Raw genomic sequence first — 16,238 nt, forward strand, 5'->3', positions numbered from 1 at the left:
AAAAAAACTTTATCAGCGTATCCCTGTGATTTGCAGGGGATCTGCCACATATAACGAATTGGAAAGACGAATATGCGCTCTGCTCTCGAAAAGGATAAAGGATGGATAGCGTATTTTGTACAGGGAGTTCACCAAGGGCTGAAAACGGCAAACGAGGGGGATTCTGCACCGTTCGGTCATGCTACCTGAACGGCGCAGTGAAGACAGTAGACGAAAAGTTAAATTTCTACCTTTTCCGGAAACTCGCAGAGATCTTCAATCAGGCAGGAGCCGCAGCGCGGTTTGCGCGCCACGCAGGTATAGCGGCCGTGCAGTATCAGCCAGTGATGGCAGTCAACCTTGAACTCTTTCGGAACCACCTTCAGCAGCTTCTCTTCGACCTGCTCAACATTTTTACCGGGTGCAAAGCGGGTCCGGTTGCAGACGCGAAAGATATGGGTATCTACCGCAATAGTCGGCCAGCCAAAGGCCGTGTTTAAAACTACATTCGCGGTTTTACGACCCACGCCGGGCAGTGCCTCCAGCGCTTCGCGGCTTTCCGGCACTTCACCACCGTGCTGCTCAAGCAAAATTCGGCAGGTTTTAATCACGTTCTCTGCCTTGCTGTTAAACAGGCCGATGGTCTTGATGTACTCTTTTACCCCATCCACGCCCAGTGCCAGCATGGCCGCTGGCGTATTGGCCACCGGGTATAGTTTAGCGGTGGCCTTATTGACGCTGACGTCGGTCGCCTGCGCTGAGAGCAGCACGGCGATCAGCAGTTCAAAAGGGGAGTTGAACATCAGCTCGGTGGTAGGATGCGGGTTATTATCCCGCAGGCGGGTCAGAATCTGCTGACGTTTATCTTTGTTCACTGAGCCATTTTTCCATCCGGCAGCACCGCCTGCGCTTCTTTTTCGGCTTTCAGGGCGGCGCGCTGTTTCATTTTATTATCGATCAGATATTTCGCGGCAAGCAGCATCCCAAGGCCGATAAACGCCCCCGGTGGTAGCATCGCCAGCAGCATCGGCGAATCAAAATGAATCACCTCGATACGCATCACTTTAGCCCACGGACCCAGCAGCTGATCGGCGCCGTTGAAGATGGTGCCGTTGCCGATGATTTCGCGAATAGAACCCAGTACCACCATCACGCTGGTGGCCCCCAGCCCGATCGCCGCGCCGTCCAATGCGGAAAGCGGAATGCTGCTTTTCGATGCTACGGCTTCCGCACGGCCCACGACGATACAGTTGGTGACGATCAGCGGGATAAAAATCCCTAACGACTGATACAGGCCATAGGCATAGGCGTTAATCAGCATCTGCACGCAGCTCACCACGGCAGCGATAATCATCACGTAAATCGGAATACGAATTTCCGACGGCACCCAGCGGCGAGACATCGAGATGCCGCTGTTGGTCAGAGTCAGTACCAGCGTGGTCGCCAGACCCAGCCCGAGGGCGTTGGTGGCGGTTGAGGTCACGGCCAGCAGCGGGCAAAGTCCCAGCAGCTGAACCAGCGCCGAGTTGTTCTTCCACAGCCCGCCGATTAGCAGGGTTTTAGCTTCACTCATTGGCATCTCCACAGGTTGGCAGCGAGGAAATCTGCCCGGATAAGGTTTCAATATACAACGTCGTGCGCTTCACTGCATTCACCACCGCACGCGGGGTGATGGTCGCACCGGTAAACTGGTCGAAGTCACCGCCATCTTTTTTCACCGCAAAATGCGTATCATCGGCACCGGTGACCTTTTTGCCGTTAAAGCTGTTAATCCAGTCGGAAATACGCAGCTCGATCTTATCACCCAGCCCCGGGGTTTCATGATGCTCAACAACACGGGTGCCGTAAACCGTTCCGCTGAAATCGGCACCGACTACCATCTGAATTGCGCCTGAATAGCCGTCCGGCGCGGTAGTCTCAATTGCCACGGCCACTGGTTTATCATCCTTACGGGCCAGATAGAGGTGGTGCGGTGCGCTGTTACCCAGTGCCGGATTGCTGACGATATAGCACTCTTTCTGTATCGAGTTATTGTACAGCTCCGGTGGCACCACTTGGTCCAGCAGGACCTTCTGCTGTAGCGCCGTTTGATGCGCAATGGTGGGTTTGGTCACCGTATTAATCACTGCGGTCATACCGGTGGTGATGGCGGCAAACACCGCCAGCGTCACGCCGTTTTTACGAATGGCATCCAGCATCATTTATCCTTACAGTGGCCGTAAACGCGCGGCTGCGTGTAGTAGTCAATCAGCGGAACGCAGATATTCGCCAGCAGTACCGCGAAAGCAACACCGTCGGGATAACCGCCGAAACTGCGGATCAGCCAGACCAGCAGGCCAATCATCACGCCGTAAACCAGCCGTCCTTTATTGGTGGTGGAGGCGGTGACCGGATCGGTAGCAATAAAGAAGGCACCGAGCATGGTGGCACCGGAGAACACGTGGATCATCGGTGACGCCAGGGTTTCCGGCGAAGCCAGCCAGCCGATAGCGGCAAACAGCGCCAGCGAGCCGATAAAGCTGACAGGAATATGCCAGCGAATGCTGTTGGTCCACAGCAGGAAAATACCGCCGGCCAGGTAGCCAATGTTAATCCACTGCCAGCCAAGCCCGGCTAACACGCCGCTGTAAATCGGCTGCGCCAGCAGCTGTTCCGCGGTATGCCCGGCGCGCAGGCCGGTCTTAAAGGTATCCAGCGGCGTTGCCTGGCTGATGCCGTCAATGCCGATCTGTAACTGCTGCATGTTATGACCATCCACAGTGTGGAAATGGAAAATCATGCTCAGCGTGTCGCTGAAGGTCGGGGTGATGCCCTGTAACGAATCCGGCGGCAGCCAGCTGGTCATCTGCACCGGGAAGGAGATCAGCAATACAACATAGCCGACCATCGCCGGGTTGAACGGGTTCTGCCCCAGTCCGCCGTACAGCTGCTTGGAGATCACCACTGCAAAAAGAGTCCCGATCACCACAATCCACCACGGTGCCAGCGGCGGGATACTGATCCCCAGCAGCAGGGCGGTCAGCAGGGCAGAATTGTCCTTGAGCGTCGGTGCCAGCGGCAGCTTGCGCAGACGCAGGATCGCGGCTTCCGCGCCAACACCGGCCACTGCGGCAATCAACACCTGGATAATATTTCCCCAGCCGAAGAAGTACCACTGCGCGGCCATGCCGGGAATAGCGGCAAGCAACACCAGCAGCATAATGGTACTGGTGCTGCGGCGGTTATGGGTATAGGGCGAACTTGCAATACGAAATGCCATTTAATCCTCTTGCGTCGAAGGCTGCTGAGCTTTGCGCGCTTTGACCCGCGCAATCGCCGCAGCCACCGCTGCTTTACGTGCATCATCAGAAGCGACCGCTTCCGGTTCAATTTCTACCGCAGGCGGCTGTGCATCAATGCCACCCGCCTGTGCCGCTTTCTTCGCTTTAGCACGGGCGATAGCAGCGGCGATAGCGGCTTTGCGTGGATCTTCAGCGGCTGCCGGTTCAGCTGCAACTTCAGCCTGCGCAACGGGTTTGGCTACTGGCTGAGCCACGGGTGCCGCAGGGGTTTCCGCTACGTTTGCCGGAGATGCCGCATCCGTACCCCCCGCCTGCGCGGCTTTCTTCGCCTTAGCGCGGGCGATGGCAGCGGCGATAGCGGCTTTGCGCGGATCTTCAGCGGCTGCCGGTTTAGCAACGACTTCGGTAACGGGTTCCGCTGCTGCTTCAGGCTTCACAGCAGGAGCTTTTTCAGCAGCATCACCCGCCTGCGCGGCTTTCTTCGCCTTAGCGCGGGCGATGGCAGCGGCGATAGCGGCCTTGCGCGGGTCTTCAGCGGCTGCCGGTTCAGCAACGACTTCGGTAACGGGCTCTGCTGCTGCTTCAGACTCCACGGCTGGAGCCTCTTCAGCCGTACCACCCGCCTGCGCCGCTTTCTTCGCTTTAGCACGGGCGATGGCAGCGGCAACCGCAGCTTTACGTGGATCTTCAGCGACAGCTTCAGACTTAGCCGCTGGAGCTTCTGCAACAGATTCACCCGCCTGTGCAGCCTGCTTAGCTTTAGCACGGGCAATCGCAGCCGCAACGGCAGCCTTACGCGGATCTTCTGCCTGGCGGGTCGCCGGTTCGGTTTCAGCCTGCTTCTCGGCCTGGCGCGCTTTCGCTTCGGCAAGTCGGGCTTCACGCAGCGCAGCGCGTGCGGCATCGTCAGCCGGGCGCGTATTCGTTTCTATAGCAGCGACATCTGCTGCCTGGTCCTGCTGCTGTTTCGCCTTCACGCGTTCGCGTGCTGCATTCAGCGCATCGGCATCCGTCGCCGCAACGGTGCGCTTCGCCTGCTGATGCTTCGCTTCACGCGCCTGCTTCTCACGTTCAAGGCGCAGCTGTCGGGCTTCAAAGCGGGCTTTGGCCTGCGCATTGCGCTCCGATTCCAGATCGATAGCCTGGATTTCGGCTTTCTCCTGGCGGTAATACTGCACCAGCGGAATATTGCTTGGGCAGACGTAGGCACAGGCACCGCATTCGATGCAGTCGGCAATATTATGCGCACGGGCTTTATCGTGATCGCCGCCGCGGCTGTACCAGTAAAGCTGCTGAGGCAGCAGACCGGCCGGACAGGCGTCGGCGCAGGCGCTACAGCGGATGCAGCCTTTTTCCGGCTCGCTGGCACCCATCTCACTGGCGGAAGGAGCCAGAATGCAGTTAGTGATTTTCACCACCGGGACATCCAGCGACGGCAGCGTAAAGCCCATCAGCGGGCCGCCCATCACCACCATCTGTTCGTTGCCAGGTTCAAAGTCCGCCTGCTGTAACAGGTGGCTGATCGGCGTACCGATGCGGCCCCAGACGTTGCCTGGGTGCTTTACGGCTTCACCGGTCAGCGTTACAACGCGCTCGGTCAGTGGCTCACCGTCGATCACCGCACGCTTAACCGCAAAAGCGGTGCCGACGTTCTGCATCAGCACGCCAATATCGGTGGAGCGTCCGCCGTGCGGGACTTCCTTACCGGTCAGAATACGGGTCAGCTGTTTGGCACCGCCGGAGGGATATTTGGTCGGGATCACCCGAATTTGCAGATCGCGTTCGTTGCCGAGCGCCGCTTTCAGTGCGGCAATCGCTTCCGGTTTGTTATCTTCAATACCGATAAGTACGCGCTCGGCGTTGAGTATCCACGCCAGTATACGGCTGCCTTCCAGCACTTCGGCAGCACAGTCCTGCATCAGTCGGTCGTCAGCGGTGATATAGGGTTCGCACTCGGCGGCGTTGATAATCAGGGTGTTCACCCCGCGCAGACCGCCTCTCAGCTTCGTCGCCGTTGGGAATCCTGCACCGCCCAGACCGGCTACGCCGGCTTTGTGCACGCGCGCAACCGCCTCGCTGCGCTCAAGCTGGCGATAGTCGCTGACCGTTTGTTTCTCGCACCAGCGGTCTTCGCCGTCCGGCTCGATAAAAATACACATTTCGGCCAGCGCCGAAGGATGCGCGGTCATGTGTGGGGCGATTTTAGTTACTGTACCGGACGTCGGTGCGTGGATCGGCAGCATCCGGCCGTTACCGAAGGTCAGCGGTTCTCCGCGCAGGACTTTATCGCCCGGGCGCACCCTGATTTCACCTTCGCTACCGATATGCTGCTTCAGCGGCAGAATAAAGCGGGCAGGCAGAGGCAGCTGACGCAGCGGCGTGCCGTTAGACTGGGTCTTCATTTCCGGAGGATGAATACCACCGTCAAAGTCCCAGATTGCGTCTTTTTTGAATCTCTTGAACAGATTAAGCATGACTTTCTACAGGAATAACCCGGACCGGGATGGTTTGCAGATCCCATTTCCAGTTGGCAGTGGTAGTTGCAACCGGACGCATTTCAATGCAGTCGGTCGGGCAGGGGGCAACGCAAAGATCGCAGCCGGTACAGACATCGCTCAGTACGGTGTGCATCGCGCGGGTGGCCCCGACGATGGCATCAACCGGGCAGGCCTGAATGCATTTGGTGCAGCCGATGCAATTAGCTTCATCGATCCAGGCAACTTTGCGCTCCGGCTCCAGTTCGGCTTCATCGCCCAGCGGCTGCGGATCAACGTTAAGCAGCGCGGCCAGCTTGAGCATCGTCTGCTCTCCGCCAGGGGCGCATTTGTTAATCATCTCGCCGCCGTTGGCCACGGCTTCCGCATAGGGGCGGCAGCCAGGATAGGTACACTGGCCGCACTGGCTCTGCGGCAGCAGGGCATCGATCTGCTCAACGATCGGATCTTCTTCAACTTTAAATCGACGTGAGGCGTAACCCAGCAGCCCCCCGAACACCAGACTGAGGGCGCTTAATACTGCAATTGCAATCCAAATCGCCGTCATCAGAATTTAACCAGACCGGTAAAGCCCATAAAGGCCAGCGCCATTAACCCGGCGGTAACCAGTGCAATGGAAGAACCCTTGAACGGCGCAGGCACATCGGCCAGCACCAGACGTTCGCGGATACCGGCAAACAGCACCATCACCAGCGAAAAACCGAGCGAGGCGCTAAAGCCATACAGAGCGGCCTGCAGGAAGGTGTGGTTGAGGTTAACGCTCAGCAGCGGCACACCCAGCACGGCACAGTTGGTGGTGATCAGCGGCAGGAAAATCCCCAGCAGGCGATATAAATCGGGGCTGGTTTTACGCACCACCATCTCGGTGAACTGAACCACCACGGCAATCACCAGGATATAGGCCATGGTACGCAGATAGACCAGATCGAGCGGCAGCAGGATCAGGTGATTCACCAGCCATGCGCAGATCGAAGCCAGAGTGATAACAAAGGTGGTGGCGAGTCCCATGCCAATCGCCGTTTCCAGTTTTTTGGAAACGCCCATAAAGGGACAAAGGCCGAGAAACTTCACCAGAACGAAGTTATTCACCAGCACTGTGCCAATAAAAAGGAGCAGGTAGTCGGTCATTCTTATGCCTGAAAAAAGAAGAAAGAGCAGATTTTAGCGACCCGAAGGTCAGTACTGTTAACCGGCGGTAATACTCACGCGGGTTGTCAGCGCTGCAGCTTAAAATTGCAGGGGTTTATTATCGGATATTGCCCGCCGGACCACAACCGTTGTGCGCTATTCAACGATGTTATAGCGCACTCACGATTAAATTCTTGACGGTTTTTGCATCAGCAATCGGCAGTGAAGGTATTTTTCACCCGTTTTGAACGTTTGAAGTAGGGTACGAGAATACCCGCTGCCAGCAGTGCGATAAGCAGAGTCTGTACTGCGCGGCCATCCGCCACCGGGGCAAATGCGAAGGTTTTTATCGCCAGCACCACGGTAATTAACAACCAGATAATATAGTGTCGAGGCAGGCGGCGGGAGCGTTTGCAGAAAATCCATGTTACCCAGCCAGTGTAAAACCATACCAGCGTCGAGGTGAGCAGCGATAACCCCCAGTTCAGTAGTACCGCACTGTCCTGCGTGAACAGCTGCTGGCGCATGGCAGGATCGAACAGGGCACTGAGGTACAGTGCCATTACCAGGGCGCTGGTCAGTAAGGTCATGATCAGCCATGCCAGTGGCACCAGCAGCCAGCCTCCGATACGATTTTTGGAATCTACAGCCACGCGAAGTCCTCAATATAGCCAGAATAAATGCGATAACTTCGCATTAGCAGAAGCCAACTATACGGAAAAATACCTGCCGAATCACCAGGCTAAGACAGCTTTAGCGGTTTTATACGACATAGTGCCAGAGCGTTTTCGGTACGCAGCCCGGGTCAAATAGACGACCGCCGGAGGCCAGCTCGGCGCGGCGATGATCGGCTGCACGATACATTAAGATGATTTCACTATCCTCAGTGAGCGTATAATTGAGGTGATCAAAAAGTTTTTCCAAACTTTCAAGGTTGTTAACTTTGCGAAACTTTAAAAGGTAGTCGTGAATGCTCATGAGGCCCATATCGTGCAGCAGTAGAAGAAAATCAGTATATAACGGCTACTTACGGAATCCATCTCCCTGATGTTAAAAAACATCAGTTTCGGATAACTGATTAATTTTGTGAAGAATCAGTGGGAAACGCTGATGAATCGTGAGAAACATCACAGTTCAGGATAATTCCTAATCCACAATTCACACTGCGAAGAATGACAGAACTTCACGCGGTGCTGTAATCGCTTCCAAATGCTCAGTCCGCAACCGCTTCTGTTTATTACACTTATTTAACCTGATTTTCATTTATTGCAGGCGAATTATCCATATTCCAGGTGCTGATTTTTGCGGCGCAATTTACCTAATCTCTTTGATTTGTAGCGTTTTGTGAGCGTTGTCGAATATGTTTTTCCACTAATAGTCCAGGATTTAGGTGCAGTTACCCTATACGGCAAAATCCCATCAGAGGAAAAATGATCATGTGGAAGCGTTTACTCTTACCTGTCCTTATCAGCGCAAGCCTGTCTGCTCCCGTGCTGGCTGAATCAATGACCGTTGGCTTCTCTCAGGTTGGCTCCGAATCGGGCTGGCGTGCAGCTGAAACCAGCGTGGCAAAAACCGAGGCGCAGAAGCGCGGAATTACACTGAAAATTGCTGATGGTCAGCAAAAACAAGAGAACCAGATCAAAGCGGTACGCTCATTTATCGCTCAGGGCGTAGATGCAATCTTTATTGCGCCAGTGGTACAAACCGGCTGGGAACCCGTGCTGGAAGAAGCGAAGGATGCCAAGATCCCGGTATTCCTGCTGGACCGCGCCATTGTGGTGAAGGATAAATCGCTGTATCAGGCGGTGGTCACGGCGGATAACGTCTATGAAGGCAAGCTGATCGGCGACTGGCTGGTGAAAGAGCAGGCTGGCAAACCCTGTAATGTTGTAGAACTGCAGGGCACCGTCGGTGCCAGCGTAGCCATCGATCGTAAAAAAGGCTTTGCCGAAGCGATTGCCAATACCCCGAACATCAAAGTGATCCGCTCGCAGAGCGGTGACTTTACCCGCAGCAAGGGTAAAGAAGTGATGGAGAGCTTTATCAAGGCCGAGAACAACGGCAAAAATATCTGCATGGTTTACGCCCACAACGACGATATGGCTATCGGTGCCATTCAGGCGATTAAAGAAGCCGGACTCAAGCCGGGTAAAGACATTCTGACCGGATCGATTGACGGCGTGCCGGATATCTATAAAGCGATGCTGGCCGGGGAAGCTAACGCCAACGTTGAGCTGACGCCGAACATGGCTGGTCCGGCCTTCGATGCGCTGGAAAAACTGAAAAAAGACGGCACCGTACCGCCAAAAATCATTAAAACCGAAACCAAACTGTTCCTGCCTGCGGACGCACAGGCACAGCTGGATCGTAAAAAAGGTATGGGTTACTGAGCCACGTGCCGCTCCACCCGGAGCGGCTTTTTTCATGGTTTGAGGCGCAGCGTATGACCATCGACACCTCCTCTGCAACGCTTCTGGAAATCAGCGGCGTCAGTAAATCCTTTCCCGGCGTGCGCGCGCTGGATAATGTTTCCTTTGAGATCCGGCCGGGCGAAATTATGGCGCTGCTGGGTGAGAACGGCGCGGGGAAGTCCACGCTGATTAAAGTGCTGACCGGCGTGTATCAGCGCGATACCGGTTCGATTTCACTCTCCGGGCAGGCAATTAACCCGCGTAACACCGCCGAAGCTCAGGAGCTGGGCATCGGCACGGTGTATCAGGAAGTGAACCTGCTGCCGAATATGTCGGTGGCGGACAATCTGTTTATTGGCCGCGAGCCAAAGCGTTTTGGGCTGATCGATCGCAAAACGCTGAACCAGCGCGCGGTAAAACTGCTTAACGATTATGGCTTCGAGCTGGACGTGACCCGGCCGCTGGGCCACTACTCGGTCGCCATGCAGCAGATTATCGCCATCTGCCGCGCGGTGGATCTGTCGGCGAAGGTGCTGATCCTCGACGAACCGACCGCCAGCCTGGATGCCAGCGAAGTAGAAATGCTGTTCACCCTGATGAGCCAGCTGCGGGCGAAAGGCATGAGCCTGATCTTCGTCACCCACTTCCTCGACCAGGTGTATCGCATTACCGACCGCATCACCGTACTGCGCAACGGCCAGTTTATCGCCACCCGCGATACCCGCTCACTGCCGCAGATTGAGCTGATTAAGCTGATGCTCGGCCGCGAGCTGTTGGAAACGGCGCTACAGCGTGCCGGCAGTACGCTGCGAAGCGACACACCGGTGGTGGAATTTAAGGACTACGGCAAAAAAGGCACCATTGAACCGTTCAGTCTGAGTGTACGGCCGGGTGAAGCCGTCGGTCTGGCTGGGCTGCTTGGTTCCGGGCGTACTGAAACCGCCGAACTGCTGTTTGGCATTAAGCGCGCCGACTCCGGCACGGCCGTTATCAAAGGCAAAACGCAGACTATCCGCACCCCGGCTCAGGCCTCCCGCTTAGGGATGGGCTTCTGCCCGGAGGATCGCAAAACCGACGGTATTATCGGGGCCGCTTCGGTGCGTGAAAATATCATTCTGGCCCTGCAGGCGCAGCGCGGCTGGCTGCGGCCCATTAAGCGCCGCGAGCAGCAGGAAATTGCCGAACGCTTTATTAAAAGCCTGGGGATCCGCACGCCGGACGCCGACCAGCCGGTGGAGCTGCTTTCCGGCGGCAACCAGCAGAAGGTGCTGCTCTCCCGCTGGCTGGTGACCCGTCCGCAGTTTTTAATCCTTGATGAGCCGACGCGCGGCATCGATGTGGGTGCGCACGCTGAAATTATTCGCCTGATTGAAACGCTCTGCGCAGACGGCCTGGCGTTGCTGGTGATCTCATCAGAACTGGAAGAGCTGGTCGGCTACGCCGATCGGGTGGTGATCCTGCGCGACAGGCAGCAGGTAGCCGAAATCCCGCTGGAACAGCTGTCGGTTGCCGCCATCGTTAACGCTATTGCGGCAGGGGGAGAACAGCATGCTTGAGAGCCATTTTCTACCGGGGAAAACGCCGATGTTGAAACGTAAATTACCGCCGGGACTGCCGCAGATCGGTGCGTTGATCCTGGTGCTGCTGATCGACAGCATGGTGGCGAACAACTTCTTTGCCATTCATCTGCAGGACGGGCGGCTGTTCGGTAGCCCGATCGATATCCTTAACCGCGCCGCGCCGGTAGCGATTCTGGCTATTGGGATGACGCTGGTCATTGCCACCGGCGGGATCGACTTGTCGGTGGGCGCAGTGATGGCCATCGCCGGGGCAACCGCGGCCACGATGACCGTAGCCGGGCACAGCCTGGCGGTGGTGATTCTGGTGACGCTGGGCAGCGGCCTGCTGTGTGGACTGTGGAACGGCATACTGGTGTCGCTGCTTAAAATCCAGCCCTTTGTTGCCACGCTGATCCTGATGGTTGCCGGGCGCGGTATCGCACAGCTGATCACTCAGGGGCAGATCGTCACGTTTAACAGCGATGCGCTGGCTCGGCTCGGCAGCGGTACGCTGTTCTACCTGCCGGTTCCGCTGTGGATCACTATCGCACTGGCTTTGGTGGTCTGGCTCCTGACCCGTAAAACCGCGCTTGGCATGTTTATCGAGGCCGTCGGTATCAACCTCCGCGCCGCGCGTAACGCCGGGGTTAACGGCTGGCTGGTGGTGATGAGCACCTACGTGCTGAGCGGGCTGTGTGCAGCGGTAGCCGGACTGATCGTGGCGGCGGATATTCGCGGAGCCGACGCCAACAACGCCGGATTATGGCTGGAGCTGGATGCGATCCTTGCGGTGGTTATCGGCGGTGCTTCACTGATGGGTGGCCGCTTTAATCTGCTGCTGTCGCTCATCGGCGCGCTGATTATCCAGGCGATGAACACCGGGATCCTGCTTTCCGGCTTCCCGCCCGAACTGAACCAGGTCGTGAAGGCGGTGGTGGTGATGATTGTGCTGCTGTTGCAGTCACCACGCTTTATTCAATTATTTAAAAGAGGGCCGCGCGGTGGTTAAACGTCATCTTCCGTTAATGATAACCCTGCTGGTATTCGTGGTCGGTTATCTGTTCTGCCTGAGCCAGTTCCCCGGCTTTGCCTCAACCCGGGTGATTGCCAATATTCTGACCGATAACGCTTTTCTTGGCATTATCGCCGTCGGCATGACCTTTGTGATCCTCTCCGGCGGTATCGATCTGTCTGTTGGCGCGGTGATCGCCTTCACCGGGGTGTTCCTCGCCCGCGCCATCGGCGATTTCCACCTGCATCCGTTTGTGGCGTTCGGTCTGGTGATGGTGATGGGATCGGCATTTGGTGCCTTTATGGGATGGCTGATCGATGCTTTAAAAATTCCGGCATTCATCATCACCCTGGCCGGGATGTTCTTCCTGCGCGGCTGTAGCTATCTGGTGGCGGAAAGTTCGCTGCCGATCGATCACCCGCTGTATTCCACGCTGTCGTCGATGGCCTGGAAAATTCCGGGAGGAGGGCGTCTCAGCCTGCTGGCGCTGATTATGCTGATGGTGGTCGCGCTGGGAATTATTGTCGCCCACCGCAGCCGCTTCGGTAGCCAGGTGTATGCCATCGGCGGTAACGCCACTTCGGCGCAGCTGATGGGCATCTCCACCCGCAGCACCACGATACGTATTTACATGCTGTCCTCCGGGCTGGCGACGCTGGCAGGGATTGTTTTCTCCATCTATACCTCGGCGGGCTATGCGCTGGCGGGTATGGGCGTGGAGCTGGATGCCATTGCGTCGGTGGTGATCGGCGGCACGCTGCTTTCCGGCGGCGTGGGCACGGTGCTGGGAACGCTGTTTGGCGTGCTGATTCAGGGGCTGATTCAGACCTGGATCAACTTCGACGGTACACTGAGTTCCTGGTGGACGAAGATTGCCATCGGCGTGCTGCTGTTTGCCTTTATCGCACTCCAGCGGTTGCTGACGGTGATGTGGGATCGCCAGCAGAATGCGCCGGTTAAGCGGTTGAGTACCTGATAGTTGGGGTGTTTCGGAAGAGCGGTAATCTGATGGTGGAGGATTTTCGCGGCGAGATTGGCGAACGGGGCGACCGTTACGGGCAGAACGCCGGGTCGCCGTGAACCCAATCCCTGGGGGCTTGGCTGCCGCATCCGTGCGGCAGACACCCGGCTAACCTGTCCCGTTACGGTCTCCCTTTTGAATCCTTGCGTTGCTGCCGGAAGCAAATGGTTTTGAGGCAGCAACACAATAGCATTCAGGCCAGCCCCGATACGCCAGACGCAGGATCTGAAGCAACTCCCCAGCCCGCCGATACGCCATACGCAAAATCTGAACGCTATCGATATAGCTAATTATATGGTAAAAACGGCAGTTATTATTATCATAAATGGGATAGCGAATGCGTCCGGCGCTTGATTTTAATACCCTGAAAGTATTCATTGCTGTGGTTGAAAAAGAGAGTTTTGTTGGGGCATCGAAAGTCCTTGAAATGCCGACCTCAAATGTAAGCCGCTGTATTTCTCAGTTAGAAGAAAAACTGAATCTTCAGCTCATCGAGCGCAGCACCCGACATATGAAACTCACCCAGGCCGGGCATCTGCTCTATAGCCGGGCGAAGCCATTACTGGAAGCGCTCGAGCAAACGGAGACAGAACTCACGCAGCGCCAGATGCAGCTCAGGGGGCCATTACGTCTCTGTATTCCCAATGAGATCGGGCCCGCGCTGCTGGGTTCCGCTATCGCCGATTTCGCCTGTCAGTACCCGGATCTGGAGATTAGCTGCGTCACAAACCTCTCGGGTTTGGAATCACTGCGGGACGATCTGGACTTAGCGATCATTGTAAGCCGGGGCCAGATGGATGACAGTGACTATATAGCCCGTCATCTGCTGACTATCCCTTGCACTATTGTTGCCGCGCCCTCCGTTATTCAACGCTATGGCACCCCTGCCAATATCCGGCAACTCGAACAATTACCCTGTATTACCACCGTGAGTGCGCTGAAAGGAGCACCCTGGCAGTTTGTCAATGCAAAGGGGGGATTCGAGACGGTTAAGGTTAACGGGCATTATCGGGTGAACAGCGGGGAGATGGCAGGGCGCGCTGCGCTGGCAGGCGTCGGTTTTGCCATTTTGTCAAAACAGGGCTGCGAACCTTACATTAGCGATGGGCGGTTAATCGAGGTTGAATTTGAACAATCGGTAGCCCCGCTGCAACTGTTCGCACTTTATTCAAACCGGCGTTATCTGCCCACAAAAACCAGAGCGCTGATTGATTTTATCCAGCAGGAATTAAGCAAACTCTCCTGACAACCCAATACGGGGAAGAGATTGCTCAGCTATTTATCGAAAGGAAGTTAAATGCGTTTGCCAGATTCGGGCCTGATAAAAACCCTTCATCGATCATCATTCGCAGAATGAGTCGTCAACTGTTTGTTACGCTGGATGGCCCCAAGGGTGCGGGAAAAACCACGCTGTTAGAAGCCATGGCGAAAGAATTACGCGCGGATAACCACAAGGTGGTCCGTCTTTGCGAGAAAAAAAGCGATCCCTGGCGTGCAGAAACTATGCTCCTCGTTAACCAGTTTGCCAGACATCCCAACCTGGATTTAGAACGGCAGGTTTGTCAGCGCCTGGCTGACAGCCGCGCGTGGATAACACGGGAGGTGCTGACTAAGCAGCCGTCGGACAGCATTATCCTGATGGACCGCTGGTATCCGTCGGATGCCGCGTTTCGGCGGATGGTGCCCTTTGCAGAGATTTTACAGCTTAATATTGAACGCAATGTGCGAACGCCGGACCTGCATGTCGGGGTGGTCACTGCACCTGAAATTTCATGGGCGAGGGCGGCAGCCCGAACGCGTGGGCTGAGCAGTACGGTGATGCATAAGCTGGAAGAGCATGCTGCCTGTACCCGGGCGTTCGAGCGAGAAATCACCGGGAACGGCTGGTTGTTATGCCGTAATGAAGGAAGCCTTGAAGACGCAGCGATGCAGGTGATTTCTGAAATCTATCGTGTGCTTTGAAGGCTCACGAGCCGTATCAACCCAAAATTTTCGCCGTGTGCCGTGGCTGCCAGGCGCTGTGCGGCATTATAGACGCTGAACCCTGTCTGTTTTGAGGATGACGATATGACCCTTTTTCATCAGCTTTCTGCTACCAGCCTGCAAGGCCAGCTTATCCCGATGGCCGACTACGCGGGAAAACTGGTACTGGTAGTGAATACCGCCAGCCGGTGCGGCTTCACGCCGCAATATGCGGGCCTGGAAGCGCTCTACAAAAAGTATGCTGACCAGGGGCTGGTGGTGCTGGGCTTTCCCTGTAACCAGTTCGGCAAGCAGGAGCCCGGCAGCGCCGACGACATCGCGCAGACCTGTCACATCAACTACGGCGTTACCTTCCCGATGTTCGAAAAAGTCGAGGTCAACGGTGCCGCTGCGCATCCGCTGTTTCGTTACCTGAAAGAGGAATTGCCCGGCGTACTGGGTGGGCGGATCAAGTGGAACTTCACTAAGTTCCTTATCGGACGCGACGGCAAACCGCTTAAGCGTTTTGCGCCAATCGCCACCCCGGAGAAAATGGAAGCCGCAATTCGGGCGGCACTTGGTATTTAAGCGTTTGGGTGATCTGAATGATTCACTTTTAATGATGCCGAACTTATCGAACGAAGGTTTAAAACTTCAGGGCGTGATCTCATGAATGATGGAAAATATGTATTAGGCATTTCTGGCAGTATTCGCGCTGCTTCAATCAATAGCGCTTTTTTACGGGCAATGTCACTTCTTTGCCCGGCAGGAATAACGTTTGAAATCTATGACGGCCTGGACAAAATCCCGCTCTTTAATGTTGACCATGAATCTGTGCAGAACCCTGCGGTTGATCACTGGAGAAATGCGCTTTCCAGGGCAGACCTGGTCGTAGTAGCCAGCCCGAAATATGCACATGGTGTTACCGGAGTGATGAAAAATGCGCTTGACTGGATTGTAAGCAGTGGAGAATTGCTGGATAAGCCTTTGTCATTGCCTAACCTGTCCGTTCGGGCCCATCTGGCACACTCTCAGCTTTCAGAAACATTAAGCGTTATGGGGGCGGTACTGCGCGAGGAATGCTGCCCTGGAGCAACGCTTGCTGCGCCTTACACACTTCCTGATGCGACAGAATTTGTACTTATTGAAAACGCAGAAATATGCTCAAGAATACATGATTTATGGCGAAACATTGAATCGGCGATCTCGAGAACTAACGAGTTATCAGCTAGTTAATGTAAGTGGAGTATTTGCCAGTCAGGACCGAAGTCGCATGACGTGTAAGTAGACCGGATTTAGTTCCAGGCACTTTTTTGAGATTTCCGTATTTTCCGCCATCAACCGGTACTCGTCCGGCGTCAGGTTGTTCAGGGATTCATGAGGGCGT

General features: G+C 55.8%; 17 protein-coding genes and 1 pseudogene. 8 read left to right on the top strand and 10 right to left on the bottom strand.

Annotated features, from left to right (window positions below; all coding sequences use genetic code 11):
• Positions 1–218 precede the first annotated feature (218 nt).
• The 9 genes from nth to ydgT all read right to left on the bottom strand — a co-directional run bounded on the left by nth (position 219) and on the right by ydgT (position 7,861).
• A complete protein-coding gene (gene nth, locus OMR58_RS24455; protein WP_200558644.1) occupies positions 219–854 on the bottom strand; it encodes an endonuclease III in 636 nt (211 codons plus the stop codon).
• Positions 851–1,552: an electron transport complex subunit E gene (locus OMR58_RS24460; RefSeq protein ID WP_105594933.1), complete on the bottom strand. Its 702-nt coding sequence runs from the start codon at positions 1,550–1,552 to the stop codon at positions 851–853. The genes nth and OMR58_RS24460 overlap by 4 nt, the downstream gene beginning before the upstream one ends.
• On the bottom strand, positions 1,545–2,177 hold the full coding sequence (gene rsxG, locus OMR58_RS24465) for an electron transport complex subunit RsxG (protein WP_105594932.1): 633 nt from the start codon (positions 2,175–2,177) through the stop codon (positions 1,545–1,547). Before rsxG ends, OMR58_RS24460 begins: the two co-directional genes overlap by 8 nt.
• Complete coding sequence (rsxD, locus tag OMR58_RS24470) at positions 2,177–3,238, bottom strand: electron transport complex subunit RsxD (RefSeq protein ID WP_264547192.1); 1,062 nt, start codon at positions 3,236–3,238, stop codon at positions 2,177–2,179. The genes rsxG and rsxD overlap by 1 nt, the downstream gene beginning before the upstream one ends.
• Positions 3,239–5,734, bottom strand: a complete 2,496-nt coding sequence (rsxC, locus tag OMR58_RS24475) for an electron transport complex subunit RsxC (protein WP_264547193.1) — start codon at positions 5,732–5,734, stop codon at positions 3,239–3,241.
• Positions 5,727–6,302 carry an electron transport complex subunit RsxB gene (gene rsxB, locus OMR58_RS24480; protein ID WP_105594929.1) on the bottom strand — a complete coding sequence of 192 codons (576 nt, stop codon included), beginning with the start codon at positions 6,300–6,302 and terminating at the stop codon, positions 5,727–5,729. Before rsxB ends, rsxC begins: the two co-directional genes overlap by 8 nt.
• A complete protein-coding gene (rsxA, locus tag OMR58_RS24485; RefSeq protein WP_105594928.1) occupies positions 6,302–6,883 on the bottom strand; it encodes an electron transport complex subunit RsxA in 582 nt (193 codons plus the stop codon). The genes rsxB and rsxA overlap by 1 nt, the downstream gene beginning before the upstream one ends.
• A 209-nt stretch (positions 6,884–7,092) precedes the next feature.
• Positions 7,093–7,536 (bottom strand): DUF2569 domain-containing protein, encoded by a 444-nt coding sequence (locus OMR58_RS24490; protein WP_200558651.1) that lies wholly within the window; start codon positions 7,534–7,536, stop codon positions 7,093–7,095.
• Between the two features lie 109 nt (positions 7,537–7,645).
• Positions 7,646–7,861, bottom strand: coding sequence for a transcription modulator YdgT (gene ydgT, locus OMR58_RS24495; protein WP_105595011.1), 216 nt, complete (start codon positions 7,859–7,861; stop codon positions 7,646–7,648).
• Positions 7,862–8,319: 458 nt separating this feature from the next.
• Here ydgT and ytfQ point away from each other — a divergent pair, with 458 nt between their 5' ends.
• The 8 genes from ytfQ to OMR58_RS24535 all read left to right on the top strand — a co-directional run bounded on the left by ytfQ (position 8,320) and on the right by OMR58_RS24535 (position 16,087).
• Entirely contained in the window at positions 8,320–9,276 is a 957-nt protein-coding gene (gene ytfQ / locus OMR58_RS24500) for a galactofuranose ABC transporter, galactofuranose-binding protein YtfQ (protein ID WP_105594926.1), read from the top strand.
• A gap of 53 nt (positions 9,277–9,329) precedes the next feature.
• On the top strand, positions 9,330–10,853 hold the full coding sequence (gene ytfR / locus OMR58_RS24505; RefSeq protein ID WP_200558652.1) for a galactofuranose ABC transporter, ATP-binding protein YtfR: 1,524 nt from the start codon (positions 9,330–9,332) through the stop codon (positions 10,851–10,853).
• Positions 10,846–11,865 carry a galactofuranose ABC transporter, ATP-binding protein YtfT gene (gene ytfT / locus OMR58_RS24510; protein WP_200558653.1) on the top strand — a complete coding sequence of 340 codons (1,020 nt, stop codon included), beginning with the start codon at positions 10,846–10,848 and terminating at the stop codon, positions 11,863–11,865. The genes ytfR and ytfT overlap by 8 nt, the downstream gene beginning before the upstream one ends.
• A complete protein-coding gene (gene yjfF / locus OMR58_RS24515; RefSeq protein ID WP_105594923.1) occupies positions 11,858–12,844 on the top strand; it encodes a galactofuranose ABC transporter, permease protein YjfF in 987 nt (328 codons plus the stop codon). The genes ytfT and yjfF overlap by 8 nt, the downstream gene beginning before the upstream one ends.
• Before the next feature lie 382 nt (positions 12,845–13,226).
• Complete coding sequence (locus tag OMR58_RS24520) at positions 13,227–14,135, top strand: LysR family transcriptional regulator (protein ID WP_200558654.1); 909 nt, start codon at positions 13,227–13,229, stop codon at positions 14,133–14,135.
• 107 nt (positions 14,136–14,242) lie between these two features.
• Positions 14,243–14,851, top strand: a complete 609-nt coding sequence (locus OMR58_RS24525) for a dTMP kinase (protein WP_200558655.1) — start codon at positions 14,243–14,245, stop codon at positions 14,849–14,851.
• 105 nt (positions 14,852–14,956) lie between these two features.
• Complete coding sequence (locus tag OMR58_RS24530) at positions 14,957–15,439, top strand: glutathione peroxidase (RefSeq protein ID WP_264547194.1); 483 nt, start codon at positions 14,957–14,959, stop codon at positions 15,437–15,439.
• A gap of 81 nt (positions 15,440–15,520) precedes the next feature.
• On the top strand, positions 15,521–16,087 hold the full coding sequence (locus OMR58_RS24535; protein ID WP_200558656.1) for an NADPH-dependent FMN reductase: 567 nt from the start codon (positions 15,521–15,523) through the stop codon (positions 16,085–16,087).
• Between the two features lie 59 nt (positions 16,088–16,146).
• Here the strand turns inward: OMR58_RS24535 and OMR58_RS26110 are convergent.
• A pseudogene (locus tag OMR58_RS26110) lies at positions 16,147–16,238 on the bottom strand (integrase); the annotation flags it as partial.

The organism is Erwinia sp. INIA01, assembly GCF_025947915.1.
In the GTDB taxonomy this organism is placed as follows: domain Bacteria; phylum Pseudomonadota; class Gammaproteobacteria; order Enterobacterales; family Enterobacteriaceae; genus Erwinia; species Erwinia coffeiphila.